The following is a 25,300-nucleotide window of genomic DNA, read 5'->3' as shown; positions in this document are numbered from 1 at the left end:
TTTCACAAAAATTCTTAGCGTAAATAACCCCATAGCTCTTACCCTCAGCTCAATATATAATGCTCACAAAAGACCAATTAATTTGTGAGAACGATCATTGATGACGCAAAACACTGTCAAAGTTAAAGTATGGGACATTCCGACACGACTCTTTCACTGGGGGATGTTGTGTTTGCTTGGTGGTTTATGGTGGACAGCGGAGTCTGGAGAGATGGAGTGGCACCAACTACTGGCTTACAGTTTAATGATTTTGCTTGCCATGCGACTACTTTGGGGCTTTATAGGTAGTGATACAGCTCGGTTTAGCCATTTCGTTCGATCTCCTAAAACGGTGTTTAACTATCTAAAGCAAACTAAGCAGCATGGGATTTCTGCGAGTGTTGGGCATAATCCGGTTGGTGGCTATATGGTTGTGGCTTTGATCTCGCTTGTTAGCTTACAGCTAGTGAGCGGACTATTCGCAACGGATGAGATTTTTACCGAGGGACCACTATATAGTAGTGTCAGTAGTGATACTGCTGCTTGGTTAACTTGGCTACATAAGAAGAACTTTGATCTGATATTGATATTAGCTGCTATCCATATTTTAGCGGTAGGCGTGCATATGGTTAAAGGTGACAAAATTATAATGGCAATGTTTAGCGGCTATAAACACCTGCCAGAAGTTAAAGCGCCGACTTTAGCATTTGCATCAGTATTGAAAGCAATTGTAATTGTGCTGGTGGTAGGTGGGTTGGTATTGAACTACTTGATGTTACCGATTATCGATATGTTGTAGGTGGTTTTTTTATAGTAAACAGTGAAATGAAAGAGCCAGCTTAAATTAAGCTGGCTCTTTTTATTTAATCTTTCTTGTAAACGTCATGACAACCTTTGCAGCTTTTGCCTGTATTCATAAAGGCTTTTTTGATCTCTTTCTTGTCGCCTTTCTCTGCAGCTAAAGCAAGCACTGCAGCATTTTCTTGGAAAGTCTTCATTTTGGCATCAAAATCAGTTTTATCACTCCAGATCTTTGCAAGTGCTTCAGTTTCACCTTTGTCTGAACCACTGATAAATCCTTCAAGTGGTAGCTTTGAAAGAGCTGCAACATTTGTCGCGCGCATGGCGAAAACGCTGGCGTCAAAGTCTTTCTTACCTTTGAGCATCGCGCCCATGTCACCAAAGTTATAGGCAATCATTCCAAAAGCGGATTGACGATAATGAATAGCATCGTCAGCTTCTTTAAAATTGTTGGCTTGTACACCGGTTGCTATCGTTGCTGTTGCTGCTAGTGCGATAAGGCTCATCTTTAATGATTTTTTCATGGTTATTCTCACGTTTTTATTATGTTATGCGACTTGTTGCACGCATTGTACCTACTTTTGGCTAGCTGACTCCATTCGTTTTTGAACAAAGTTACGCTTAGTTACAATTGAGCCTTATACGGCGGATAAATTTCTTGAATCAAAATGCGTGACTGGAGATCGAATCCTGATAAACTTAATGTAATGATGCACTAGTACACCATTGAGGCTGAAATGCGCGCAGAGTGGGATTTAGTTTTAGATAAAGTCATGGCACAAAATGATCATAGCGCGCTTGTAACGCTGTTTGAACTGCTGTTGACTGAAGAGGAGCGCAGTGCCGTTGCTGGGCGATTAAAGGTTTTTCAAACCTTACTGCATAAAGAGATGAGCCAGAGACAAATCGCTCAGGAATATCAGATTAGTATTGCTACCATTACTCGCTGTTCTAATTACCTTAAGCATATGACAGAGGAGCAGCGGCAGCAGATAAAGCTGTTAACACTGTAAGATTTGTCTACATGCATTTAGCGGCAAAAATCTTATGTTTACGGTAACCGACTCGTCGAAAGAATATGTAGAGAGCAAAGCTGCATAGGCAAAGTGCCAAAATAGGCGCAAGCTTTGAATGGTGTTGGCTTAGTAATATCGCACTAAGAAAACAGATTGCTGGAATATGCTCATATAGCGGACCTGGTATCCAACCTTTCTTGCGTCGCTTTTTTACATCGGTACGGCGATTCCTAGAGCGTAGAGAATAGATTCTACTCCCCCACAGATAGAGCAAAACCGCTAAACATTGCGCAAAAGCTTGATCGAGTATTAATATTCCTAAGCTACCGATAGCGACATAGCTGTAAGGTAAAGCTTCATAAAATGGTTTCGATAGCATTGGCAATTCCTTTTGCGCAAAATGATGCTACAGAGTGTAGAGCATAAAAAAAACGCGTTTCATTTTTGTAATGAAACGCGCCTTAAATCAGTCTAAAGAACTAGATAGCTTTAGTGTCTGCAACCACAGCCACCGTTGCCATCGCAACCTTCTTTAGCTTCTTTGGCTTCGTCGTCACTGCAACAACCGCCTTCGTGGTTGTGCTCGCCGCCACCACAACATCCACCTTCATGGGAATGTTCGTGTCCGCCACAGCTAGAACCTGCTGCGTGAATGTGACCGTGAGCGACCTCTTCCTCTGTCGCTGCGCGTACTTCTAGCACTTCAACATTAAAGCTCAGAGTCTGGCCTGCTAAAGGGTGGTTGCCATCTACGATAACAACGTCATCTTTAACTTCTGTCACTTGAACTGGACGTTGTCCCATTTCTGTTTCAGCTATGAAACGCATGCCAGGTACGATATCTTCGATGTCACCAAAAGCTGATAATGGGACTTCTTGGCATAGACCATCATGGTATGCGCCATAGCCTTGCTCTGCATCTACAGTTACATCGAGTACGTCACCTTGCTCTTTACCTTCAAGAGCTGCCTCTAGGCCTGGGATCATATTTTCTGCACCGTGCAAATATAGCATCGGCTCGCCTTCAAAAGAGCTTTCTACAAGCTGGCCTTTTGCATCTGATAATCGGTAATGGATGCTTACTGCACATTTTTCGGTGATTTTCATATTGGCTCCAATCGGTAATTTGCGCGCATTCTAGCTTGGATTGTGTCAATTTGCGACAGATTGGATCGACTTATGCTACCTAAGCCACATCTTTATTAGGAATAGATTGGGCTTAATAAAAAGGGTTAGTCGCCTCTTATAGCTAAATATCATAAATAGTGCTTTTTAATTTTATCAGCAATTGCGCTAGATCCCCGCTTCAGCCCTAGAGGCTAAAATGTAAAAATGAGCCTATATTATAAAAGTTGACTGTTATCTATATAGTGAGCGTATTTTGACTTTTATCATTATTTGAAATGTATATAAATTGTTTTTTAACAGCACCTTATGTATAGCTCTGCTTTATGTTTACGTTAACGTAACATTTGTTGGGGCAAGAGAGTATTAACGACTGCTTATTCAAATTGCTATTTATAGCGCTTTATTGCGGTTTACTCGAGAAAATGGCTATTAATAACAATAATGAAAATTTAGGGGTTGACACTTCTTGGTTAAAAAGCAATTCTGTTAGCACACAAATTATTCCAATTGGATTAAACCTAATTTATATGTCTAGCCATCAGATAATGATCACCACGATTATTACAACCACCACTATTACCAACGTGGGGGCGGGCTAAGCACAATCTGATATAAGTTAAATATCAAGCCCGCTCCCCACAAAGGAGCGGGCTTTTTTGTTTCTTAACGTGGCGCGGTACAAGGAGTTTTCGATGAAAGTAATGAAATTTGGTGGAACCTCGCTTGCAAATTGGCAGCGATTTAGAACAGCAGCCGATATTGTAGTCCAGTCTGCAAAATCAGAAAGTACAGCAGTGGTATTATCTGCGCCAGCAACGGTTACCAATGGTTTAATTGAAATGGTAGAAGTTGCAGTTAAAGGTGGCGACTATAAAGCCGTGTTGGCCAAAGTAGAGCAGGTCTTTATTGCTTTGTATGGTGAGGCTTCAAGCGCTTTAACTGATGAACAAAATCAACACTTAGCGAATAGACTGCAGCAGCAGATGAGTTTTTGGAGCGATAAGCTTGCGGGTATGAGCCTACTCAATGAGTGTCCTGAGAGTGTTGAGGCTGCAGTGTTAGTGGGCGGTGAGAAACTGTCGTCTGCATTAATGGTTGAAGTGATGAAGGCCGCTAATTACTCCTCTGCGATATTGGAACCTGAATCTCTGCTGGTAGGACATGGTCCGCGGTTGGAATCGGTGGTTGATATTGAAGCAAGTAAACTGCGATTTGGCGCGCTAGATCTAAGTGTTGCTCATGTGTGGGTTATGCCTGGTTTCACCGCTGGAGACAGCGATGGTAAGATAGTCACTTTAGGGCGTAATGGCTCAGATTATTCTGCTGCGGTACTATCAGCGTGTCTTGAAGCAAGCTGCTGTGAGATCTGGACCGACGTCGATGGTGTATACAATACTGACCCTCGTGTAGTTGCTGACGCCAAGCTTCTTTCACAAATGAGTTATCAAGAGGCGATGGAAGTCTCCTATTTTGGTGCAAAAGTTTTACACCCAAAAACTGTGGCTCCAATTGCTCAATACCACATTCCTTGCTACATCCGAAATACGTTAAACCCTGAAGCAGTTGGTACTCTAGTATCAAACGAGCCTGATGAAACCGGACTCAATGTAAAAGCTATCTCTAATCTTGATGATCAAACTATGTTTGACGTTTCAGGACCCGGTATGAAAGGGATGGTAGGGATGGCGAGCCGTATATTAGGCGCAATATCTCGTTCTGGGGTGTCAGTTTCTTTGATTACACAAAGTTCATCTGAGTACAGTATCAGCTTCTGTGTTGCTACTGAAGATGCTGCTAAAGCGAAGTATGCGTTAGAGCAGGAGTTCGACCTAGAACTTAAGAGTGAACTACTAGAGCCTATCGAGATGCGTCACGAATTGGCTATTGTCTCTCTAATTGGTGATGGTATGCGCACCCATAAAGGTGTTGCAGCCAAGTTCTTCCAAGCGTTGGCGCAAGCCACTGTCAATATTGTTGCTATTGCGCAGGGGTCATCTGAGCGTTCTATTTCAGCAGTGGTCGAGCAGCGAAAAACTAAACATGCGATATCTGCCTGTCATCAATCTTTCTTTGATGTGCAGCACTATTTAGATGTATTCCTTGTTGGCTGCGGTAATGTTGGTGCCGGTTTACTTGAGCAGATTAAACAACAACGTCAGATGTTAAAAGAGCAGCATATTGCCGTACGCGTATGCGGTATCGCTAACTCTAAACAGATGCTATTAGATGCTCAAGGTATCGACTTGTCTAACTGGCAGGGATTGTTAGCTGAAACAGAGCAGGATGCCAATATTGAAGAGATGCTGCTGTGGGCTAAAGAGCAACAGTTGTTAAACCCAGTGCTTGTGGATTGTACTTCTAGTGAGATTATCTCTGATCAATATCTTGCGGTAATGAATGCCGGGCTTCATGTAGTTACGCCGAATAAGAAGGCTAATACTCGTGACATGGATTATTATCGTGCGCTGCGCCAAACGGCGTTAAAGCAGCGCCGTCAGTTCCTTTATGAAACAACCGTTGGTGCGGGGTTGCCTGTTATCGACAACCTTAAAAAGTTGTTATTTGCCGGTGATAAACTGCTGCGCTTTAATGGCATATTATCGGGTAGCTTATCATATATATTTGGTATGTTAGATGAGGGGATGACGCTATCCCAGGCCACAAGCATTGCCAGAGATAAGTGCTTTACAGAGCCTGATCCGCGCGATGATTTAAGTGGTATGGATGTTGCGCGAAAAGTACTGATTTTGGCTCGCGAAGTAGGCATGGAGCTTGAGTTGTCAGACATACATGTGGAATCCGTTTTACCTGAGTCATTTGATGCAGCGGGCGATGTTGACACCTTTATGGCGAATTTACCTGCTGTTGATGCTGCTATCGCACAACGTATCGAGGCCGCAAAAGCCGAAGGGAAGGTTTTGCGTTATGTCGGACAGATTGATGATGACGGCTGCAAAGTCAAAATAGCTGAAGTGGACGCGAGTGACCCACTATATAGCGTCAAAGGCGGCGAGAATGCTTTGGCATTTTATAGCCGTTACTATCAACCAATCCCATTTGTATTAAGAGGTTATGGCGCAGGTACTGATGTCACTGCGGCAGGTGCTTTTGCAGATATCTTAAGGACGTTGAACTGGACACGTGAGGTGGGTGTATGAGCGTAACAATCTATGCCCCTGCTTCAATGGGCAATGTTGGGGTGGGTTTTGACTTACTTGGCGGCGCGTTAGCACCTGTTGATGGTAGCTTACTCGGTGATAAGGTCACTGTTGAGCGCGCTGAGCAAGGGCTTGAGCTAGTGGTTGTTGGCCATTGGGCTAACAAGCTTCCGGCCAATCAAAATGACAATATAGTGTATCAATGTGCTGTTTTTTTCCTTGAGCATTTAGGACAAAATGTAGGGCTTAAACTGACACTGGAGAAGAACCTACCTGTTGGTAGTGGTTTAGGCTCTAGTGCTAGCTCAGTTGTTGCTGCATTGATGGCACTCAATGAGTATTTTGTGCAACCATTTTCCGAGCAGCAAGTACTCAAACTCATGGGTGACTTTGAAGGTAAGATTAGTGGCTCTGTGCATTACGACAATGTCGCGCCTTGTTTTCTAGGCGGTTTGCAGTTAATGCTAGAGACTCCGCAAGCCATTTGCGAACCTATACCGACTTTTAAACAGTGGTATTGGGTGGTTGCATATCCGGGCATTTCGCTATCAACAGCACGTATGCGTGACTTGATGCCTGAGCATTATTCAAAGCAAACAGCTATCGATTTTGGTCGTTATTTAAGTGCGTTTGTACATGCTTGTTATAAGCAAGATGACAAGCTTGCAATTGCGGTGCTAAAAGATGTGCTTGCAGAGCCATACCGCGCCGCGGAGATCCCGCAATATCAGCAAGCTAAATTGGCGCTTAATGAGTTAGGCATGTTAACGACGGGGATCTCCGGCAGCGGCCCGACTCTGTTTACCATTACTGATGATGTGGAAACTGCGCAAGCTGCCAAGCAGTGGTTAGATGAAAACTACATCGATCCACAGTTGGGTTTTTCTCATATTTGTAAAATTGATGATTTAGGGGCGCGTCGCGTCTAAATAGATTTTTACGCTTTTGCCTAGTGAAGCGCAATTAGCTAATAGATATAAAGAATTAAAGGAAATAGTCATGGAATTGTACAACCTAAAGCATCCCTCACAAGTCGTGAGCTTTACAGAAGCGGTCAAACTTGGGCTTGGAAAAGATCGTGGGCTTTTCTTTCCAAAAAGCATCCCTAGCATAGAAGATATTGATAGCATACTTGCCTTGCCGTTCGTTGAGCGTAGTAAAAAAGTCATTGGAGCTTGGCTTGCGTCAGAATTGGGACAAGAGACGGTTGATCGACTGGTTGAGAGGGCATTTAATTTTGAGCTGCCATTGGTGCAAGCAGACAAAAATCTTTACAGCTTGGAGCTTTTCCATGGCCCTACGTTAGCCTTTAAAGATTTTGGTGCCCGTTTTATGGCGCAATGTCTAAATGAATTAGCGAAAGATGAAAAGATAAACATTCTAACCGCGACTTCAGGGGATACTGGCGCAGCGGTTGCTGATGCATTTTACGGACTTGATAATATCAATGTTGTCGTTCTGTACCCCAAAGGCAAGATCAGCCTGTTGCAGGAGAAGATGTTTACTACATTAGGTGGCAATATCCATACTGTCGCGGTAAGCGCTGATTTTGATGCATGCCAGACCTTAGTGAAGCAATCTTTTGAAGACAGCGATATCCGCGATGGCTTGCACCTTAACTCTGCCAACTCAATCAACATTAGTCGTTTACTGGCACAGATTTGTTATTATTTTGAGGCTGTTGCACAGTACAAGCAAAGTAACAGTGACGATCCAGTTATTGCAGTGCCGAGTGGTAACTTTGGTAATTTAACTGCTGGTTTGTTTGCTAAAGCGATGGGACTGCCCGTTAAGCGCTTTGTTGCTGCGACGAATAGTAATGATACCGTGCCACGTTATCTTGATAATGGTGAGTGGTCGCCGCAGCTAACGGTTGCAACCATGTCTAATGCAATGGATGTGGCAGAGCCAAGTAACTGGCCTAGAGTCGAAGCGATTGTTAAGTCGATGAACTGGTCTTTGGCTGATATCAAAGGCGTTGGAGTCTCTGAAGCAGATACCAGTGATTCAGTTAAAGCGCTACATCATGCGGGATACCTATCTGAACCCCACGCAGCAATTGCAGCTTTTGCATTGAATCAAACAATGTCTGCAGATGAAAAAGGTATCTTCCTTGGCACTGCGCACCCTGCTAAGTTTAACGAAGTGGTTGAACAAGTGTTAGAGATTGAACTCCCTCTTCCTACAGCACTTGAAAATGTAGTGCCTAAGACTATTTTGTCGGCAGAACTTACGGCTGATTTTGAAGTTTTGAAGGCTCATTTGTTTAGTGTATTAGGTTAATAAATTTCTAGTACGCTCCAATTAACACAAAAGAGAAGCTGTTATAGCTTCTTTTTTTTTGTGGTTTAGATGTGCGTTAGCTGTGTTGTAACGCGGCTTTGTGTGGGGAGGTTGTTATGAAAGCGGTAGAGTGGTTTTTGCGTTTTCACAAGTGATTCTAAATGTATCATCTCAAACCACCTTAGTGTTATTTGTACCATTCTTTTTACTCAACATTTTCTATATTATGCGCGCAGTTTTCCTTGTGGGTGCATATCGGTGTTACGTTTCTTTGTCAGTATATTATTAGTTACTCTATTAAGTGGTTGTGCGAGCGAAGAGTTTGAGCTTTACCATAGAATAAACGAAGCATACGACTTTGAAGTGACTCACTGTGATAGCTTTGCCATGGTTACAGGTCTTGGGCGAGGTGAAAATGCGCTGGCCGATGCAAAGCTCAGCGCCATCAAGCAGGGTGAAGAGATCCAAGGCACGCATATAGTATGGTTGCAAATAGACCAAGGTGAACCCACTAGGGTGGTTGCGGTGATCTATAAGTGTTTACTTTAGTTTCGCTCCTTTCTGCTTATCTATTGTGGCACTAAACTCCGTAGCCAGTTAATTTCAGCTGGCCAAAGATCGGCGTCTATTGTTTCTAAAATCAGTGGGATCCCTCTTACAGCTTCAAGCGTCATTAACGTTGAAAAAGCCTCAGCACCTATTTCACCTTTGCCTAGTGATTGATGGCGATCCACTCGGCTATTAAGCTTGGTCTTGCTGTCGTTTAGGTGCATTGCCTTCAAATAATGGTTACCGACAACTTCATCAAACAGGTTAAAGGCTGACAAACAGCTCTCTTGGCTGCGAATGTCATAGCCCGCGGCAAACATATGACACGTATCAATACAGATACCAACACGTGATTTGTCTTCAACGCCATCAATTATCTGCGCCAGCTGCTCGAAGCTATGGCCAAGGTTAGAGCCTTGACCTGCGGTATTTTCGATGACAGCAGTGACTTTGGTTGACTGCGACAGTGCAAAGTTTATCGACTCACTAATGCGCGATAAGCACTTGTCTGTATCTATCTGCCTTAGATGACTGCCAGGGTGAAAGTTAAGCAGTGTTAAGCCTATTTGTTCGCACCTTGCTATCTCGTCATAGAAGGCCTCTCTCGACTTGGTAAGTAGCTCATCATCGGGATGGCCTAGATTAATGAGATAGCTGTCATGGGGGAGAATGGCATCCATTGAGATATTAGCTTCTGCACAGTTTTGTTGAAACAATGCTATTTGTGCTTCATCTAGAGGTTTACTTACCCATCTACGCTGGTTCTTGGTAAACAGTGCGAAAGCATTCGCTCCTATCGCTACGGCATTTTTGGGGGCGTTGGCAATGCCACCTGCAGCACTGACATGTGCGCCGATGAGATGACTTGTTAACATTGTCATGATTCCTGTTATTTTCCATTCCTAACAAATTTTGAGTTGGAATAATTCTGTAACGGCTCGATATTTACAGATACTTATAAGTAAGTAAGTGATTGTATCACCATCTTATTTTGTTGATCTCTATCACGAACAGGCTATTTATCATTTTGTTATAGTTGGGTGTTATTCGTACGGTTTACTAATATTGTATCTAGTGGGGCTTAATTCGGGTGGAGAAAACTATGCTAGCCAGACTCATGCACGATCACAAGCATATTGGTATTTTGCTTAAGATTTTAAAGGCCAAACACATTAAGCTAGCGGCCGGTGAAGGGATTAATTACAACTTAGTTCGAGATATTGTTGAATATATGCAGAGCTACGCTGAACACAGCCACCATCCACTGGAGGAAGTGATCTCTGAGTTCTATTGGAACAAGTTGGGTGGGGCGCATATTAACGAAACGCTCACCTCGGAACATAAGAAACTTGTCGATGCATCAGCCTCATTAATGGCCACTTTGAACCTTATATTAAGCGATGTGGTGGTGTCTAAAGAGCAACTCGTCGGTGACTTAGCAAGCTATGTCGCGTTGCAACAGTCGCACATGGACTTTGAGGAGTCGACAGTCTTCCCCAAATGGGCGAACGTGATAACGGAATCTGATTGGCAAACGGTTGTGCAGATGTGCGATGCAAGGCTTATAGATGATCCGTTATTCAGTGAATGCGATAACGTGCTATTTGAAGAGTTGAAAGAGTATATAGAGGCTGATGAGTAGCAGCGTTATTTGTGGAGTTGGTATTAAAAACAAAAAAGAGCGAATCAACGCTCTTTTTTTGGTTTTGTTACATCAGGAGGGTGTCCAATTCACCTTCAAAGCTGGTGTCAATGTCTTGAAGTTCTTTAAGTAAACGGTGCTTTTCCTTTAGAGCTTCAATTTCACGCCATTTCCGCTTTTTGTTGGAGCTTCTCGAGCGGCTTGGCTTCTCAACTATACTATCTAGCGCACTACCATAATCAAGTCGATTCATGGCAACCTCCTGTTGTTTATTTTGTCATCAAATAAATAGCATGTTTTTCAAGTATGGTGCAACATAAATGTTTCATTTGTGTTAATCGAGTATGAAATTTCAGTGTCTAGAGAAAGGTGTTAATTTTGATAAACTTGAATTTTATTCATGTTTGTTTGGGAGTGTTGGCGATGAAAATCAAAAAAGCCAGTCGAAACTGGCTTTTTTAGTGTTATTAACTATTAGACCGAATGGTTAAATTTTATTCTGCTTGAATAGGTTAATTAACGCATTACTTGAGGAATCTAAATCTGTAGCATCAGATTGGGCTGTTAATCTGTCCAGCACATCATTACCCAACTGTTTACCTAGTTCTACACCCCATTGATCAAAAGAGTTGATCTGCCATATCGCACCTTGAACAAAAGTTCTGTGCTCATACAGTGCAATCAGCGCGCCCAATGTTGTAGGCGTAAGCTTGTCCATTAGCAGTGTGTTGCTCGGTTTATTACCTGGCATCACTTTGTGTTGCGCAATAAGCTGCTTTTCACTATCTGACAATGAGCTACCGCTTAATTCAGCTAATGCTTCGTCGAAAGTCCTTCCCTGCATTAATGCTTGGGTTTGGCCAAAACAGTTTGAGGCTAGCTGAACATGGTGCTCACCAATTGGATTATGGCTATTTAACGGCATAATAAAATCGGCTGGGATAAGTGCAGTACCTTGATGAAGTAGCTGGTGGTAGGCATGCTGTCCATTCGTGCCTTCACCGCCCCAGATCACAGGTCCAGTACTGTAGTCCACATCAGTGCCATTAAGCGTGACAGATTTACCATTACTTTCCATATCAAGCTGTTGGAAGTATGCAGGCAGGCCACGTAAGTAATGATCGTATGTCAGTACTACGTGAGATTGTGCATTAAAGAAATTACCGTACCACAGAGAAAACATTCCCATGATCACCGGCATATTGCTTTCGATCGGGGTCTCTAGGAAGTGATTATCCATTTCGTGGGCACCAGCAAGCAGCTCACGAAAGTTGTCCATACCAACAAGCAGTGCGATAGGTAAACCAATTGCTGACCATAGTGAGTAACGTCCGCCAACCCAGTCCCACATTGGGAAGATGTTATTAGCGTCAATACCAAATTCAGTGGCTTTAGCAACATTAGAACTAACGGCAACAAAGTGCTTAGCAACATCTGATTGGGTAGCACCCTGTGCTAAAAACCAATCTTTAGCACTTAATGTATTGGTCAATGTTTCTTGGGTGCCGAAAGATTTAGAGGACATGACAAACAATGTTGTTTCTGCATTGAGCCCTTTAAGCTTTTCAGTAATTGATGTGCCATCAACGTTGGCAACAAAATGACAATTTAGCTGGCCAGTCCAATATGGACGCAGCGCTTGGGAGACTATTTTAGGACCTAAAAATGACCCACCAATGCCAATGCTCACAACATCAGTAATGGTCTTGCCTGTATAGCCTTTCCACTCACCTGTTGTTACCGAGCCAACAAAGCTTTCCATTTTGTCTAAGGTTTGCTGAACTTCAGCAACAATGTTGACACCGTCAACGTTTATGACCTTATCTTTTGGCGCTCGAAGTGCTGTATGTAGTACTGCTCGCTGCTCAGTATTATTAATAGTGTCACCGGCAAACATGGCTTTGATTTTTTCTTCAAGTTTAGATTCTTTTGCCAATGCAAAAAGCAGTGACAAAGTTTCTGTTGAAGCTCTATTTTTAGAGTAATCTAAAAGCAGTCCGCATGCCTTGGTAGACATATCATCGAATCGCTGTGGCTGTTGTTTAAACAGCTCGCGCATGTGCGGCACGGTTTTACAGTGTTGCTGAAGTGCTTGCCAACTGGCAAGCTGAGTCAGTTCGGTCATTTTAGTAGTCCTATTCCTTTAAGACGATAGCTCTGCTTTAAGCATGACTTCAAGTTTACCTTGGTCTACTGCAAAGTTACGGATCCCTTCAGCTAGTTTCTCTACAGCCATTGGGTCTTCATTAAATTCCCAGCGGAACTGTGCTTCAGACATAGCAGGCTCGGCCGCAACCGTTTCTGTTGCAGGTAGCAATTTTTGTACGATAGGTGTATTGCTGTTTGATAACTCTTCTAACAGCGCTGGACCAATAGTGAGTCGGTCACAACCAGCAAGTTCGATGATTTCACCTGTGTTACGGAAACTTGCTCCCATAACGACAGTGTTAAAGCCATGACGCTTATAGTAGTTGTAGATACTTGTTACCGACACAACACCTGGATCTTCTGCTGCTGAATACTCAAGTCCTGTATCTTTCTTATACCAATCAAGAATACGGCCGACAAATGGAGAGATCAGGTAAACCCCAGCTTCTGCACAAGCTCGAGCTTGAGCAAAACTAAATAGTAGCGTTAGGTTACAGTTGATCCCTTCTTGTTCAAGCTCTTTAGCTGCGCAGATCCCTTCCCACGTAGAGGCAAGTTTTATCAAAATACGTGATTTGTCGATACCCGCTTCTTTGTACAACTTGATAAGCTTGTGTGCTTTTGCGATAGAGGCTGTTTTATCAAAAGATAAACGCGCATCGACTTCAGTAGAGATGCGACCAGGAACAATTTTAAGGATCTCTAAACCAATATTTACCGCAAGTTTGTCACCTGCATCTTCAATCTGCTGTTCAAGATTGTCACTTTGGCTTTTTGCCCAAGTAATAGCATTGTCAATTAGGCCACTGTATTCCGGGATTTGTGATGCTTTTAGGATGAGCGATGGGTTCGTTGTAGCATCTTCTGGCTGGTAACGTTTTATGGCTTCAATATCACCAGTATCCGCCACGATAGTCGTGATGGGTTTAAGTTGTTCTAATGTGTTCGCCATGTGAATTACATCCTTCTCAATGAGCAGCATAAGTTTGATGGTTAATTAGCAGGTATTAAAAGCCATTTTAATGATCATTCCAACTAAAATATGAAAAAAAATTACAGAAAAGTTGCAAAAAATCAGTAAAACAGCTTTCTTTGGTAATATAGCTACCAATATTAACGTTTGATTCTTGCAGTCTGATGAAATTTCTGTCCTATAGGCTGCTAAAACAAAAATATTGAGTAATGCGCTAAACCTCAGTTGTTGAGTATAGTAGCTGCAGCAATTAAACAAAAAGCCCACAGCTATAAAACTGTGAGCTTGTCAAAATCACCTAACAAATACGATATCAAATATTATCGAAATAATAAGATCGTGTTTACTTCAGTACTGGTACTATTTCCGTTCCACTCACATGCGCGTCGATACGGCGGTTAGCTTGGTTAGCCTCTTTAGAGCTTCCCTCAATTAACGGTTGGGTAATGCCGTAACCCTTAGATGATACTCTTCCAGGTGCTATGCCATACTCATTGATAAGTAGATCTGCAACGGCTATCGCACGACGTTCAGACAGCGCCATATTGTAATCCGCAGCACCAGTATTTGAGGCATGGCCAGCAATGGTGACCTCTGAATTTGGGTGCTTATTCATGTATTCGGCTAGCTTCTTAATGTCGCTGTAAGATGCTTCTTTTACAGTGGCGGAGTTACTGGCGAATTTAGCTTCAACCTCGAATTTATCTTCAACATCTCGATAGATAGTACAACCATCACTATCAACTTTATGAGTTGCTGGAGTATCTGAACATTGATCGATATCGTCATTGACGCCATCGTTATCAGCATCACCAACCACAACCGCTACAGGTACTATTGGCTTAGATTTGCTGCCGAAACGGTAGCTTAACTCAAGTCCCCAATAGTTGCTCTCCATCTCTAATGTTTTCCACTTATCTTCGTCTAGATTTTCGTATCGACGATACTTAGCTTGCAGTTTTAGGTTATCGGTAATGTTGTAGCCAATACCTGCGCCAATATAGGGGGCTACGCCGCTATCACTGTAGTATTCGCTGCCATAATTTTTTTTGTTGGAGATAAGGTAGTTTAGTGCGCCAGCTTCTGCTGATAAGCTCCAGCGGTTGGCAAATGGCCAAAAGGCAACTAAACCTAGGTTCATACCTCGAGCGCCGACGTCATTGAGCTTGTCTGAGTAATCTACCCATTCAACGCGACCTAAATCGCGATAACCTAATTCAACACCAAAGTAGTCGCTAAATAGGTAACCACCAAACACATCCCATGCATATCGCTCATCATCGCCACAGGCTTTCATGGTTTTTTGATCGCAATTGGGCTCGTAGTTGTTAATACCGACACCGCCACCAACATACCAAGGGCTCATGCCGTCTGCTGCGCTAGCAGCGAAAGGTAGCATTGAAGTCAGTAATACTGCTTGTAGAGTTTTGTTCATCATTGGTAATCCTTATGTTTTATTTATAAAACTCCCCCGTCTACTTAAGTCTTAGGTAGTGCCAGCACTTGTCACGGAGATCCTTTGGTTTTATAGCTGGCTGACAATATTATCCGTCGTAAATGTAACATTTTCCACTTTATTGTTAATATAAATGCTTAAGTGGATAACAAAAAAGGTGCCTTCTTGAGAAGGCACCTTTTGATTTGGGATAATTTAAGGAGGGGTTATCGCGTCCACACCCAGTTTTCAATGCTTATCGGATCAACACCGTTGGCTTTGATGTAGTTTCTGTGGTCAACCAAACGTTGCAGCATATCTGTCGTTAATGCGACGTGTTGAGTCTCATCAATAACGCCTTGCTGGAATAGTTTGTAGGCCATATCAATAACAAGGTGGTAACGTGAAGTACCGTTACGCACACCCATATCAAACGGTGTTGTTGTCGAACCTTCTTCTTCATAGCCTTTGATTCTGAAACGGTCGCTGCCTTTGTAGTCAAACACGAGTTTCTTAATCGTATTCGGGTAGCCGTGGTAGTTGAATACCACACCTTTATCTGCTGTGAATACTTCATCCATCAACCATGGCTTGCTTTGGAAGTCTAAGCTACCTAAGCCGCTACTAGTAAGCTCTGTGACACTCACAAAACGAATGCGTACGCGTGGTAATATCTCTCTGATAAGTACCAGTGCCGCCATCGCTTCTTGAGTCACGTAGTCACCACAACCCACTAGGACCACGTCTGGATTTTCATCAGAAGCAAAATCCCAAACCATGACACCGTCTTTAGCTTGTTGACGTGCTTCATCAAGTGTTAGCCACTGTGGAAGATCTTTCTTACCAGCAACTAAGATGTTTAACTTGTCGCGGTCAGCGTATGCACGCTCAGTATAAACAAGAGTACTGTTACCATCAGCAGGAAGGTAAGCAGAGATAATCTTTGGATGTTTTTCTAACATCGCACCTAGGAAAGATGGGTTCTGATGAGAGTAACCATTGTGGTCTTGGCGCTCAAGCAGTGATGAAAGTACTACGTTACATGCAGGCACTGGTTTACGGAAATGTACACCTTGGCTAGCGTAAACGTATTTACAGTATTGGTCAGCCATAGACGAAACAACTTGTGAGAAAGCTTCATAAGTTGGGAACATCGCGTGACGGCCAGTTACTGTGTAACCGTGTAGCATACCGAAAAGTAGGTTTTCAGATAGCAACTCAATCACGCGTCCATCACGAGACATGTCTTCGTCCCAGCTTTCGATAGGCCACTGCCATGCACGGTCAGTTTCTTCGAACACAGCTTGTAGCTGGTTAGAGTAGGTTTCATCTGGACAGAAGATACGCAGGTTACGCTGGTCACGGTTAAGTTTAAATGCATCACGCATCCACTCGCCCATCTTGAACATTGATAGACCACGTTGACCACGAGGTGTTTCAGGACCGTAGGCTAATTTTTCAAGATCTGGGTTGGTTAAAGCGCGAACCACTTCACCACCATAACTTAGATGCTGACGACCACAAGAGAGTTCTTTAGGTGGAATAAGAGACTGAATGTCTTTGTCAAAGATCAGCTCACCTTGCTCGTTAATACTGTAAAGCTCATTAAATTTGTAGCTGGCAAGCCAAGTGTTTAGTGCGTCAAGGTGACCTTTATCAGTCGCACACTTGTTGACAATAACTTGGTGTGACTCGCAGTTACCTTCAAGCTTCTTACCATTATACTCTGCAGTACCAGTCCAACCTTTAGCGGTACGCATAAGGATGACAGGCCAGCGCGGCTTAACAACATCTTCGCCAGCTCTAGCACGTGTCTGAATGTCGCTGATCATCTCATAAGATAAGTCCATTGCTGCAGTCATCTGCTCATAGACATCTTGTTCTAGTTCATCATCAACGATGATTGGGTGGTAGCCAAGACCACGGAATTCTAGATCAAGTTCTTCATGGCTCATTCTTCCCATACGAGTAGGGCCAGAAATTTTGTAGCCATTGATATGTACGATAGGAAGTACAGCACCATTGTTCTTTGGTGAAACCAGACGGTTTGCATACCAAGAAGCAGCAAGTGGACCTGTTTCAGATTCGCCATCGCCAATTAGGCAAGTTGCAATTAAATCTGGGTTATCGAGTACGGCACCCCACGCAACTGAAAGTGAGTAACCAAGTTCACCACCTTCTAAAATTTGACCTGGTGCTTCAGGGTTTGCATGAGAAGGGTAGCCATATGCTGCAGAGAACTTTTGGCAAATATCAGTGATACCATCTTCGTTGTATGGAATAGTGTCAGGATAAAAATGACTAAGAGATCCTTCCATGAAGAGGTTAGCTTGTACTGCTGGGAAACCGTGACCCGGGCCAACAAGGTATACAAATGGACGGTTGTGCTTAGTAATCAGTCTATTAACGTTTGCGTATACAAAGTTAATACCTGGACATGTTCCCCAGTGACCAAGTAGTCTTGGCTTAATATCAGTGTGAGCTAAAGCACGTTTGTGTAGCACGTTTTGCTTTAGGTAAATTTGTGATGTCGCCAAAAAGTTAGTTGCTCTAACGAATTTCTTTAAGGAAACGATCTCTTGTTGATGTGACATAAATAACCCCATTTACGTAATCAGAAAGTTAAACAAATTTGATGGGAACTACTATATTTGTAATTTTATTACAAAAACGTGTCCTACATCTTATTTATAGAAAGTAATTTGTACTGATAAATGTAGTAAAGCTAGATGTAAATGATGTGTTATTTTGGTTAATTTAGTTAGATATGTTTAAAAGTTCCTGTGATTCGGATGTCAGCTAAATGATGATGTGTGATCTGTATCACTCAGGGTTAAAGCAATGCTATGCTATTTTGCAGCGCGGAATGCAGCAGACGTGACGGTAATTTAATCACGTATGGATAATTCAAAAAGAAAATCTGCTGGCATTTAAATACATTAGGAAGGATAAACACAAGCCAAACCTAATCCAGTGTCACAACGCTCGATTATGTTTGTCGTGGGGATAAATAATAATTATGTTCGAACCGTTAATTAATGCAGTTGAATCTACAATCAACGCCGTCAACGGCGTATTGTGGGGTAGCTTACTTATTTATGTATTAGTCGCTGCTGGCGTACTTTTTACACTTCGCTTGGGCTTTATACAGTTTAGATTGTTTGGCCATGGGGTTAAGTTAGTGCTCCAAGGACGCGAAAAAGTCAATGGCATCTCCTCTTTTCAAGTTTTTTGTACTTCAATGGCTGCACGTGTAGGTACCGGTAATATGGCTGGTGTTGCAGTTGCGATAACTGTAGGTGGCGCTGGTGCTATTTTCTGGATGTGGCTAATTGCACTTCTTGGTATGGCAACCGCATTTATTGAGTCAACACTTGCTCAAGTCTACAAAGTTAAAGACAGTGACGGGCAATATCGCGGCGGTCCTGCTTATTACATGGAAAAAGGCCTAGGTAAGAAGTGGATGGGAATACTTTTCTCCATTCTACTGATTATTGCTTTTGGTTTTGCTTTCAATGCTGCACAAGCGAACACCATGACTGATGCATTGAATAACGCATTCGGTTTGGATAAGACACTTGTTGGCTTAGTCATTGTAATGGCATCTGCCTACATCATTTGTGGTGGTTTGAAAAAGGTTGCACGTGCGTCAGAGCTTATCGTGCCAGTGATGGCCGTTGCGTACTTAGCAATCGCAATGGTTGTTTTGGTCATTAATATTGATCAAGTACCTGCTGCACTAACGTTAATTGTTAAGAGTGCATTTGGTTGGGAAGAAGCCGCTGGTGGCGCGATGGGCGCAATGATGGCGGGTATTGCCCGTGGTCTATTCTCAAACGAAGCGGGTATGGGGAGTGCGGCTAACATTGCTGCATCTGCAACGCCAAACCCGAACCACCCTGCGTCACAAGGCTTTGTACAGATGATTGGCGTATTTGTTGATACAATCGTTATCTGTAGTGCATCGGCGGCAATTATCTTATTGTCTGGTGTGTTAGATAACCCTGGTGAGCAGAAAGGTATTGGTCTATTGCAGTTAGCGCTTAGCAATGAGCTAGGTGGTTGGTCAGCATACTTCATCGCATTCGCGATAATACTATTTTGTTTCTCATCAATTATTGCTAACTACAGTTATGCAGAAAACAACATCATGTTCCTGACCAAGAGCAAGAAAATTCTTTATGTTTTCCGCGGTCTAGTATTGGCGATGGTGATGACTGGTTCTGTAGCTTCGCTGCAGTTGGTTTGGAACTTTGCAGATGTTTCTATGGGACTTATGGCTCTAGTCAATATTGCTGCAATTGTGATGCTGTCTAAAGTCGCAATTGCTGTCGTTAAAGATTACGAGCGTCAAATCAAGCAAGGTTTGCTTCCTACATTTGATGCCACTCAATTCCCAGAAATAAAGGGTGTTGAGACTGGTGAATGGTCTGATGAACAGGGCGCTACAACCAAGTCTTAAATGAGAGTTTAAGTATGATGCGGTAAGTTGAATTAACGCAATCTAAAAAACCACGCTTTATAAGCGTGGTTTTTTTGTTTTTGATCAGTATGATTGTCACAGTTTAACAATATCTATGTATAGGGCCTCACATGCTAATTTTGGTTTCACCTGCAAAAACATTAGACTTTGAAAATCCAGCTGCGACTCAAAGTTATTCAATTCCTACGCTGTTGGGGCAAAGTGAGCAACTGATTGATGTCTGCCGTAAGTTAACGCCAAGCGATATCGCCTCTTTAATGAAGGTCAGTGATAAAATTGCTGGTCTCAACGTCGCAAGGTTTAGCAGTTGGGATCCTAATTTTACCACCGATAATGCTAAGCAGGCTGTGTTTGCCTTTAGAGGTGATGTATATACAGGGCTTGATGCTGATACACTATCAGAAGCTAGCTTACAGAAAGCGCAGCAGCAGCTACGGATCTTATCTGGTTTATATGGATTATTGAAACCTTTAGATTTAATGCAAGCTTATCGATTGGAGATGGGAACACGCTTAAGTAATGCTAGAGGGACAAACCTTTATCAGTTCTGGGGCGATATTATTACTGATGAAATAAATCGGACAACTGCCGCTCAAGGTGACGAGTCCATTATCAACCTTGCTTCTAACGAGTACTTTAAAGCGGTTAAGCATAAACAGCTGACTGCAAACTTAGTGACGCCAGTCTTTAAGGATAAAAAGAACGGTCAATATAAGGTGATCAGCTTTTTTGCCAAAAAGGCACGCGGCATGATGGTGCGTTATATTCTGGACAACAATGTTGAATCATTGGATGCACTGATCAAATTTGATAGTGCAGGTTATTATTATAGTGAAGCGGAATCTACGGTTACAGCGCCTGTGTTCTTGCGCGAAGAGCAATAAGCTGTCGGGCATTATATTCACTGGGGACTGTAAAGTGTTGTCATGGTGCGATGGTGTCTAAATGCGCTGTAAGGATGAAAGGCTAGTGTTTGAGGTTGATAAACTACCGTTTAGTGGGCAGAGCACTAAACGGTAGTGATCCTAGCTGTTAAATTTACTTGTTAAGCTTGAGAAAGTAATCAAAGATTTCCGGTACATTGCCGTTACCCATACCCGCATCAAAAGCCGCGTTAAGATTGGCAGATGAGCCTTCTGCTATCTTAGACTGTGTGCCCAAATCCTCGAGCATTTTCAAGAAGTAGCCTAAATCTTTATTGGCATTGGCGATAGAAAATCCAAGATCGCTGACACCGTCGACTGCATAGTTTTTACAAAACTGCATAAAGGGTGAGTTAGAGGGGCCTGTCGACATAATGTCAAACAGCTGCTGGCGGTCAACACCGGCAAGATCAGCAACGGCAAATGCTTGAGACATAGCGCAAACGGTGGTCATACCCATAAAATTGTTGATCAACTTAGTGGTATGACCGGCACCTAACTGACCTAAGTGGAACACGTTCTCGCCTTGTTGTTCAAGCACAGGCTTTACCTTGTTAAAGGTGTCTAAGTCACCCGCAGCCATGATGTTTAACAAACCGTCTTTGGCGTGAGCTGGGGTGCGACCGAGTGGTGCATCAATCATACCGGCACCTTTGGCGGCTAAGTCCTGACCAATTTTGCGGGTAGAAGCTGGAATTGAGGTACCAAAATCAATCAATACCGCACCCGGTTTGATGCCTGCAAGAATACCATCATCACCATACACTAGCTTTTCTACCACCGCTGAAGTTGTAAGACAAAGCATGACGATATCACTGGAAGCCGCTAATGCTTTTGCTGAACTTGCGGCGGTGGCTCCTCTGTCGATGCAGGCATCAACCGCGTCCTGATTGAGGTCCATTACCTGCAGTTCAAAGCCACGCTTTTGCAAGTTCTCTACCATGTTGCCGCCCATGAGACCAAGTCCGATAAAACCGATGACAGGCTTTGTCATATCTAACTCCTAATATTATGTGAAAACCAAATTTTTTAAGTTGAAGGTTGGTGTAACTGGCAATCATTTTTCCTTGCAGACCAACTTACTCATTTACTGGTAATCATGTTATTACAGGTTTTTTGTTGTTGTCAACCAATCATTGTTACCAATGTTTGTTTTTTGGTAATAGTGTGCGCGTTGAGTTTTGTCTACCAGCAGTGTTAAGGACAGTAAGCTAACAGTAGGGGATTAAGTTTTATGTTAAGGAAAAGCTCAGAGCCTATCTGTGGGGTAGGCTCTGTAAGCGGAGTCGTTAGAACTTAGCTCGAACGCCGAATGTGTAGCGACGGTCTGATTCACTGTACTTCCAGACTGAACCGAGCTCGGTGGTATATTCAATGGGCTCACCAGTGAGGTTAACCACGTTGCCGACTAGGGTGAAGTGCTCATTAATATCCCAGCTTGCAGAGAAATCAAACTGACCTCTGGCTTCGCGGTAGTTATTACCTACTGTGGCATCAAAGTTATCTGCTGTTGGATCATTTTGGTTAAATACGTTGTAACCTAATGTGCCCACCGTTTGAACTCGTTTCTCTGCTTGCGAGTATAAGTAACGGTCACGCCAGTTATAAGCTAAGCGGAATTGCAATTGTTCGTTTTCCCAGTAAAGCTGACCATTGGCTGTGTTCTTAGAAATATTGAGTAGCGGATTACCATCTGGCTGCTCGCTGTCGGCGTAGGTATAGTTAGCGTTCACACCAAAGCCTGCCCAGAAGCCGGGTAAAAAGGTCAGTTGCTGTTGGTAAGCAAGTTCTAAGCCTCTCACCTCACCACTGCCACCGTTCACGTCGGTGTCTACCACAATACCAGTGCGGCCTGCTGATTTTTCAGCGTTAACATAGCCTAAGCCTTGCGCCTCAGTTGCAAAATTGACATTACCTTGGCTTTGACCTGCCGTATCGAGCAAGCACACATTGCTCCACTCGGTAGTATTTTGCCCTTCAATGGTACTTGGGTCGGCTAAACAGCTGCTGTCAGTTTGTGTAAAGGAGTTGACGTCCTTATAGAATAACGCTGCCGAAATAATACCGCCATTATCAAAGTAGTGTTCAACTGAAAGGTCATACTGGGTTACGCGATAAGGTTCTAATTGGTAAGAGCCTTGGGTACCGGTGACCAGAGAGTTATCGATAGAAAGCGCAGGGCTGAGCTCACTAAAATTAGCACGACGCATAACCTTAGCAGCTGCAAAGCGTATCAAAGTCTCGTCTGTGAGTGTGTAAGTCACATTCAAGCTAGGTAGGAAGTCAGAATAATCGTTTTTACCAGTTTCAAGCATTCTGTTACCGTTAGCATCAACTGATGCAACAACACTCGATTCCAGCTCGGTTTGAATATAACGACCACCGAATACGGCGGTTAACTCATCAAACTCTAAATGCAATTGTGCATATATCGCACCGGTTTTTTCATTAATTTCTTTATAGGCACCGTTGTCTTCAACTATGTTGTCAGCCAGTGAGCCCGTCATTGCATAAGATGTATCTTGTAATATTTGCTGCACAAGCGCATAGGTCGCTTCAGTGTTTTGCAATAGGTCACTATCATAGACATTGTATGTCAGCATGTCGTTTAGGCCAGCGATACCAGTTTGGTCAAATGAGTTGCTCATATTGACGGTTTTAAAACTGTCGGTTAGCAGTGGGTTATCGGTCCATATTGGGCTGTATAGGCCATCAGCATTGACTGCTTTCTTATAAGAATCTTTAAGGGTGGTATTGCCATTAACCGGCTTTAGATCATATCGATTAGCAGTGAAATCACGTTCGGTAAAACGCACCCCAACTTTAACCGCTGAAATCCAATCGACACCCACATCGCTGATTTTAAGATCAAACCGCAACGCTTGTTCTTCGTTATCTGTTTCTAAGGTTTTGTGGAAAAACTCCCGAAAAACTAAGTTATCTGGATTGGTTAGCATTCCGGGATCAGCATACATATATGCGGGAATGCCGTTGCCCGTCGTTGAACTCCCGGTACTGGTATGGGTGACTAAATCCAATGTTGGATCGGTACGCTCAATGGGGCGTAAATTAAATTCGTTCGCGGTCTGCTTTTCTTTTGATGTTGACAGTGAATACTCAGCAGATAGCTCAATATCATCGGTGATAAACCAATCACCGCCTATGGCATTAGAGGTGGTATCTGATGTGGTGAAGTCACTCCAAGTTTTTGGAATAACGAGCACACCATCCAAGTCATAGTTATGCAATTGACCGTTACCGTCGTAGTATGAGTCACTTCTGGCGACAGAGCTACCACCCACATCAAGAATAGAGTAAGCAGATTGTCCGCCGTCAAGTTTGGTCGCATTGAGATCTAAATAGATATTAACTTCTTCACTGACGGGCGCCCACTGAAGAGATATCCCGTATGCAGTACGTTCACGCTGCTCTGTTTTTTGTTCAACCGTTGTTTGTGTTCGGCGTAGGTATTTGCCATTTGGGCCACCGGAATCATCTACTGTACCGTTACCATCAATATCGATATTATCTTGAAGGTCGACTTTGTTGAAGTATTCATCGCGGCGTAATTCGCGATCTAAGTAAGCGATGTTTGCTGATGCACCAAAAGTACCTGCGTCACCTAAATCCCAGTTATGGCCGATACCGAGAGAGAGGTTAGGTGCTGTATTTTCTGTTTTGTCAGAATATTCGCCATCAAGTGTAATCGCCACTAGCGGCTCTGTGAGTTCTAATGGACGAATGGTTTCCATGTTGATCGTGCCACCGAGCGCCCCTTCAATCATATCTGGCGTGGGCGACTTGATGACTTCTACGGTTTTTAGGAAGCTAGAGGGAAAATCATCTAATCCAATACCGCCTCGGCCTGATCCCGCGGTGGAGCGGCCATTTAATAGAATTAGGTTTTCGGAAACGCCGCGGATTGTTACAGATTCGCCCACACCAAAATCAGTGCCAATGGACACGCCGGTTACGCGCTGGAGAGCTTCGGCGATATTGTTGTCTGGTAACTTACCAATATCTTCTGCAACAATGGCGTCGACAATGCGGTCATCAGTGCGCTTGATCAAATTGGCAGCCTTTAAACTACCAAAGATACCTTTTACCGTGATAACTTCAATTTCACTGGTGTCTGATTGTTGTGCATCAGTTGCTGGCTCTGCTGCAACAACTGGCATGCTTAACAGTGCAGTTAGCGCAGCACCAAAAAGAGTTCGGTTGTTTCTTCTACTTTTGGCATGACTAAACATGGCACTTATTTGATTCAGTTTCATTGTCTTCCCCAAAAACGCAATTTCAATTATGTTGTGATGTTGTATTACCAATTACTGTGTTTTTAACTACTGGTAACATTTATATAACACCCAACCGGTTAATGCAAATTGTTATTACCAAATAAATGTATTTTGTCATACATCTGGGTAAGTTGTTTTTATGTAAACACTTTTACTCAAGAATTGGTTAAATAATTTAAATTTATCAGTATTTTGGCGTTTAAGGAGGAGGTCAGTTATTTTTTTGGTAAAAGAAAATAATTAAGAATTCATCACTTTGAAAGAAATAAACTCTGCTAGTTGGGCTTAGTGTTCATGGTTGTATTGTCGTATTTTCTGTTTAATATTAATATCTTACGTTGAGTTTCTTGGTTGTAAGTTATTTGATTTTATTCCTGTGATTTGTCTTGTGTGCAAGCTGCTATTTTTCGCGGATTCATTGTGGGCACGGGGTGAGTGATCTAACGCTTGGGAACTCGTTTAACTCAATAATGGGTAATCTTGAATT

General features: G+C 42.9%; 20 protein-coding genes. 9 read left to right on the top strand and 11 right to left on the bottom strand.

Annotated elements, in window-relative coordinates; all coding sequences use genetic code 11:
* The first annotated feature begins 100 nt into the window (after window positions 1-100).
* Window positions 101-778, top strand: coding sequence for a cytochrome b/b6 domain-containing protein (locus AB4238_RS00895; RefSeq protein ID WP_372030670.1), 678 nt, complete (start codon window positions 101-103; stop codon window positions 776-778).
* Window positions 779-842: 64 nt separating this feature from the next.
* Here the strand turns inward: AB4238_RS00895 and AB4238_RS00890 are convergent, their stop codons facing one another.
* Window positions 843-1,286: a cytochrome c gene (locus AB4238_RS00890; protein ID WP_372030684.1), complete on the bottom strand. Its 444-nt coding sequence runs from the start codon at window positions 1,284-1,286 to the stop codon at window positions 843-845.
* A gap of 231 nt (window positions 1,287-1,517) precedes the next feature.
* On the opposite strand from AB4238_RS00890, the gene trpR reads away from it, so the two are divergent.
* The gene (trpR, locus tag AB4238_RS00885) at window positions 1,518-1,793 is read left to right on the top strand and encodes a trp operon repressor (protein ID WP_372030669.1); all 276 of its coding nucleotides are present in this window, start codon (window positions 1,518-1,520) and stop codon (window positions 1,791-1,793) included.
* 7 nt (window positions 1,794-1,800) lie between these two features.
* Here trpR and AB4238_RS00880 read toward each other — a convergent pair whose 3' ends face one another.
* Together AB4238_RS00880 and slyD are read right to left on the bottom strand one after the other, a co-directional pair.
* Window positions 1,801-2,175: a hypothetical protein gene (locus AB4238_RS00880; protein WP_372030668.1), complete on the bottom strand. Its 375-nt coding sequence runs from the start codon at window positions 2,173-2,175 to the stop codon at window positions 1,801-1,803.
* A gap of 110 nt (window positions 2,176-2,285) precedes the next feature.
* On the bottom strand, window positions 2,286-2,903 hold the full coding sequence (gene slyD, locus AB4238_RS00875; RefSeq protein WP_372030667.1) for a peptidylprolyl isomerase: 618 nt from the start codon (window positions 2,901-2,903) through the stop codon (window positions 2,286-2,288).
* A gap of 713 nt (window positions 2,904-3,616) precedes the next feature.
* Between slyD and thrA the strand changes: the two genes are divergently transcribed.
* From thrA to AB4238_RS00855, 4 genes are all read left to right on the top strand, one after another.
* Window positions 3,617-6,082: a bifunctional aspartate kinase/homoserine dehydrogenase I gene (gene thrA, locus AB4238_RS00870; RefSeq protein ID WP_372030666.1), complete on the top strand. Its 2,466-nt coding sequence runs from the start codon at window positions 3,617-3,619 to the stop codon at window positions 6,080-6,082.
* The gene (gene thrB, locus AB4238_RS00865; RefSeq protein WP_372030665.1) at window positions 6,079-7,011 is read left to right on the top strand and encodes a homoserine kinase; all 933 of its coding nucleotides are present in this window, start codon (window positions 6,079-6,081) and stop codon (window positions 7,009-7,011) included. Before thrA ends, thrB begins: the two co-directional genes overlap by 4 nt.
* 70 nt (window positions 7,012-7,081) lie before the next feature.
* A complete protein-coding gene (gene thrC / locus AB4238_RS00860; protein WP_372030664.1) occupies window positions 7,082-8,365 on the top strand; it encodes a threonine synthase in 1,284 nt (427 codons plus the stop codon).
* Window positions 8,366-8,623: 258 nt separating this feature from the next.
* Complete coding sequence (locus AB4238_RS00855; protein WP_372030663.1) at window positions 8,624-8,914, top strand: hypothetical protein; 291 nt, start codon at window positions 8,624-8,626, stop codon at window positions 8,912-8,914.
* Between the two features lie 20 nt (window positions 8,915-8,934).
* Here AB4238_RS00855 and nfo read toward each other — a convergent pair whose 3' ends face one another.
* Window positions 8,935-9,789, bottom strand: a complete 855-nt coding sequence (gene nfo, locus AB4238_RS00850; protein WP_372030662.1) for a deoxyribonuclease IV — start codon at window positions 9,787-9,789, stop codon at window positions 8,935-8,937.
* 227 nt (window positions 9,790-10,016) lie between these two features.
* Here nfo and AB4238_RS00845 point away from each other — a divergent pair, with 227 nt between their 5' ends.
* Window positions 10,017-10,556: a hemerythrin domain-containing protein gene (locus AB4238_RS00845; RefSeq protein ID WP_372030661.1), complete on the top strand. Its 540-nt coding sequence runs from the start codon at window positions 10,017-10,019 to the stop codon at window positions 10,554-10,556.
* A 67-nt stretch (window positions 10,557-10,623) separates the two neighbouring features.
* Here AB4238_RS00845 and AB4238_RS00840 read toward each other — a convergent pair whose 3' ends face one another.
* The 5 genes from AB4238_RS00840 to AB4238_RS00820 form a co-directional block, all read right to left on the bottom strand.
* Entirely contained in the window at window positions 10,624-10,809 is a 186-nt protein-coding gene (locus AB4238_RS00840) for a DUF3545 family protein (RefSeq protein ID WP_020913769.1), read from the bottom strand.
* Between the two features lie 234 nt (window positions 10,810-11,043).
* Complete coding sequence (gene pgi, locus AB4238_RS00835; protein WP_372030660.1) at window positions 11,044-12,681, bottom strand: glucose-6-phosphate isomerase; 1,638 nt, start codon at window positions 12,679-12,681, stop codon at window positions 11,044-11,046.
* A gap of 18 nt (window positions 12,682-12,699) precedes the next feature.
* Complete coding sequence (tal, locus tag AB4238_RS00830) at window positions 12,700-13,656, bottom strand: transaldolase (protein ID WP_372030659.1); 957 nt, start codon at window positions 13,654-13,656, stop codon at window positions 12,700-12,702.
* A 364-nt stretch (window positions 13,657-14,020) separates the two neighbouring features.
* Window positions 14,021-15,115, bottom strand: coding sequence for an OmpA family protein (locus AB4238_RS00825; protein WP_372030658.1), 1,095 nt, complete (start codon window positions 15,113-15,115; stop codon window positions 14,021-14,023).
* A gap of 224 nt (window positions 15,116-15,339) precedes the next feature.
* Complete coding sequence (locus tag AB4238_RS00820; protein WP_372030657.1) at window positions 15,340-17,706, bottom strand: phosphoketolase family protein; 2,367 nt, start codon at window positions 17,704-17,706, stop codon at window positions 15,340-15,342.
* A 425-nt stretch (window positions 17,707-18,131) separates the two neighbouring features.
* Between AB4238_RS00820 and AB4238_RS00815 the strand changes: the two genes are divergently transcribed.
* Together AB4238_RS00815 and yaaA are read left to right on the top strand one after the other, a co-directional pair.
* Window positions 18,132-19,574 carry an alanine/glycine:cation symporter family protein gene (locus AB4238_RS00815; RefSeq protein ID WP_372030656.1) on the top strand — a complete coding sequence of 481 codons (1,443 nt, stop codon included), beginning with the start codon at window positions 18,132-18,134 and terminating at the stop codon, window positions 19,572-19,574.
* Between the two features lie 131 nt (window positions 19,575-19,705).
* Entirely contained in the window at window positions 19,706-20,479 is a 774-nt protein-coding gene (gene yaaA / locus AB4238_RS00810; RefSeq protein WP_372030655.1) for a peroxide stress protein YaaA, read from the top strand.
* Window positions 20,480-20,633: 154 nt separating this feature from the next.
* Here the strand turns inward: yaaA and AB4238_RS00805 are convergent, their stop codons facing one another.
* Together AB4238_RS00805 and AB4238_RS00800 are read right to left on the bottom strand one after the other, a co-directional pair.
* Entirely contained in the window at window positions 20,634-21,512 is an 879-nt protein-coding gene (locus tag AB4238_RS00805) for an NAD(P)-dependent oxidoreductase (protein WP_372030654.1), read from the bottom strand.
* A 295-nt stretch (window positions 21,513-21,807) separates the two neighbouring features.
* On the bottom strand, window positions 21,808-24,792 hold the full coding sequence (locus AB4238_RS00800; RefSeq protein ID WP_372030653.1) for a TonB-dependent receptor: 2,985 nt from the start codon (window positions 24,790-24,792) through the stop codon (window positions 21,808-21,810).
* Window positions 24,793-25,300: the final 508 nt, after the last annotated feature.

The organism is Shewanella sp. 10N.286.45.A1 (assembly GCF_041470405.1).
Taxonomy (GTDB): domain Bacteria; phylum Pseudomonadota; class Gammaproteobacteria; order Enterobacterales; family Shewanellaceae; genus Shewanella.
The sequence above is the reverse complement of the archived record's forward strand: the minus strand, read 5'-3'. Positions and strand labels throughout refer to the sequence as shown.

Excerpts from the sequence above, each read along its gene's own strand:
- AB4238_RS00840 (WP_020913769.1), bottom strand. The coding sequence starts at position 10,809 with ATGAATCGACTTGATTATGGTAGTGCGCTAGATAGTATAGTTGAGAAG.
- thrC (WP_372030664.1), top strand. The coding sequence starts at position 7,082 with ATGGAATTGTACAACCTAAAGCATCCCTCACAAGTCGTGAGCTTTACA.
- tal (WP_372030659.1), bottom strand. The coding sequence starts at position 13,656 with ATGGCGAACACATTAGAACAACTTAAACCCATCACGACTATCGTGGCG.
- nfo (WP_372030662.1), bottom strand. The coding sequence starts at position 9,789 with ATGTTAACAAGTCATCTCATCGGCGCACATGTCAGTGCTGCAGGTGGC.
- AB4238_RS00800 (WP_372030653.1), bottom strand. The coding sequence starts at position 24,792 with ATGAAACTGAATCAAATAAGTGCCATGTTTAGTCATGCCAAAAGTAGA.
- AB4238_RS00805 (WP_372030654.1), bottom strand. The coding sequence starts at position 21,512 with ATGACAAAGCCTGTCATCGGTTTTATCGGACTTGGTCTCATGGGCGGC.
- thrB (WP_372030665.1), top strand. The coding sequence starts at position 6,079 with ATGAGCGTAACAATCTATGCCCCTGCTTCAATGGGCAATGTTGGGGTG.
- yaaA (WP_372030655.1), top strand. The coding sequence starts at position 19,706 with ATGCTAATTTTGGTTTCACCTGCAAAAACATTAGACTTTGAAAATCCA.
- slyD (WP_372030667.1), bottom strand. The coding sequence starts at position 2,903 with ATGAAAATCACCGAAAAATGTGCAGTAAGCATCCATTACCGATTATCA.
- trpR (WP_372030669.1), top strand. The coding sequence starts at position 1,518 with ATGCGCGCAGAGTGGGATTTAGTTTTAGATAAAGTCATGGCACAAAAT.
- pgi (WP_372030660.1), bottom strand. The coding sequence starts at position 12,681 with ATGACCGAACTGACTCAGCTTGCCAGTTGGCAAGCACTTCAGCAACAC.
- AB4238_RS00815 (WP_372030656.1), top strand. The coding sequence starts at position 18,132 with ATGTTCGAACCGTTAATTAATGCAGTTGAATCTACAATCAACGCCGTC.
- thrA (WP_372030666.1), top strand. The coding sequence starts at position 3,617 with ATGAAAGTAATGAAATTTGGTGGAACCTCGCTTGCAAATTGGCAGCGA.
- AB4238_RS00895 (WP_372030670.1), top strand. The coding sequence starts at position 101 with ATGACGCAAAACACTGTCAAAGTTAAAGTATGGGACATTCCGACACGA.
- AB4238_RS00845 (WP_372030661.1), top strand. The coding sequence starts at position 10,017 with ATGCTAGCCAGACTCATGCACGATCACAAGCATATTGGTATTTTGCTT.
- AB4238_RS00880 (WP_372030668.1), bottom strand. The coding sequence starts at position 2,175 with ATGCTATCGAAACCATTTTATGAAGCTTTACCTTACAGCTATGTCGCT.
- AB4238_RS00825 (WP_372030658.1), bottom strand. The coding sequence starts at position 15,115 with ATGATGAACAAAACTCTACAAGCAGTATTACTGACTTCAATGCTACCT.
- AB4238_RS00890 (WP_372030684.1), bottom strand. The coding sequence starts at position 1,286 with ATGAGCCTTATCGCACTAGCAGCAACAGCAACGATAGCAACCGGTGTA.
- AB4238_RS00820 (WP_372030657.1), bottom strand. The coding sequence starts at position 17,706 with ATGTCACATCAACAAGAGATCGTTTCCTTAAAGAAATTCGTTAGAGCA.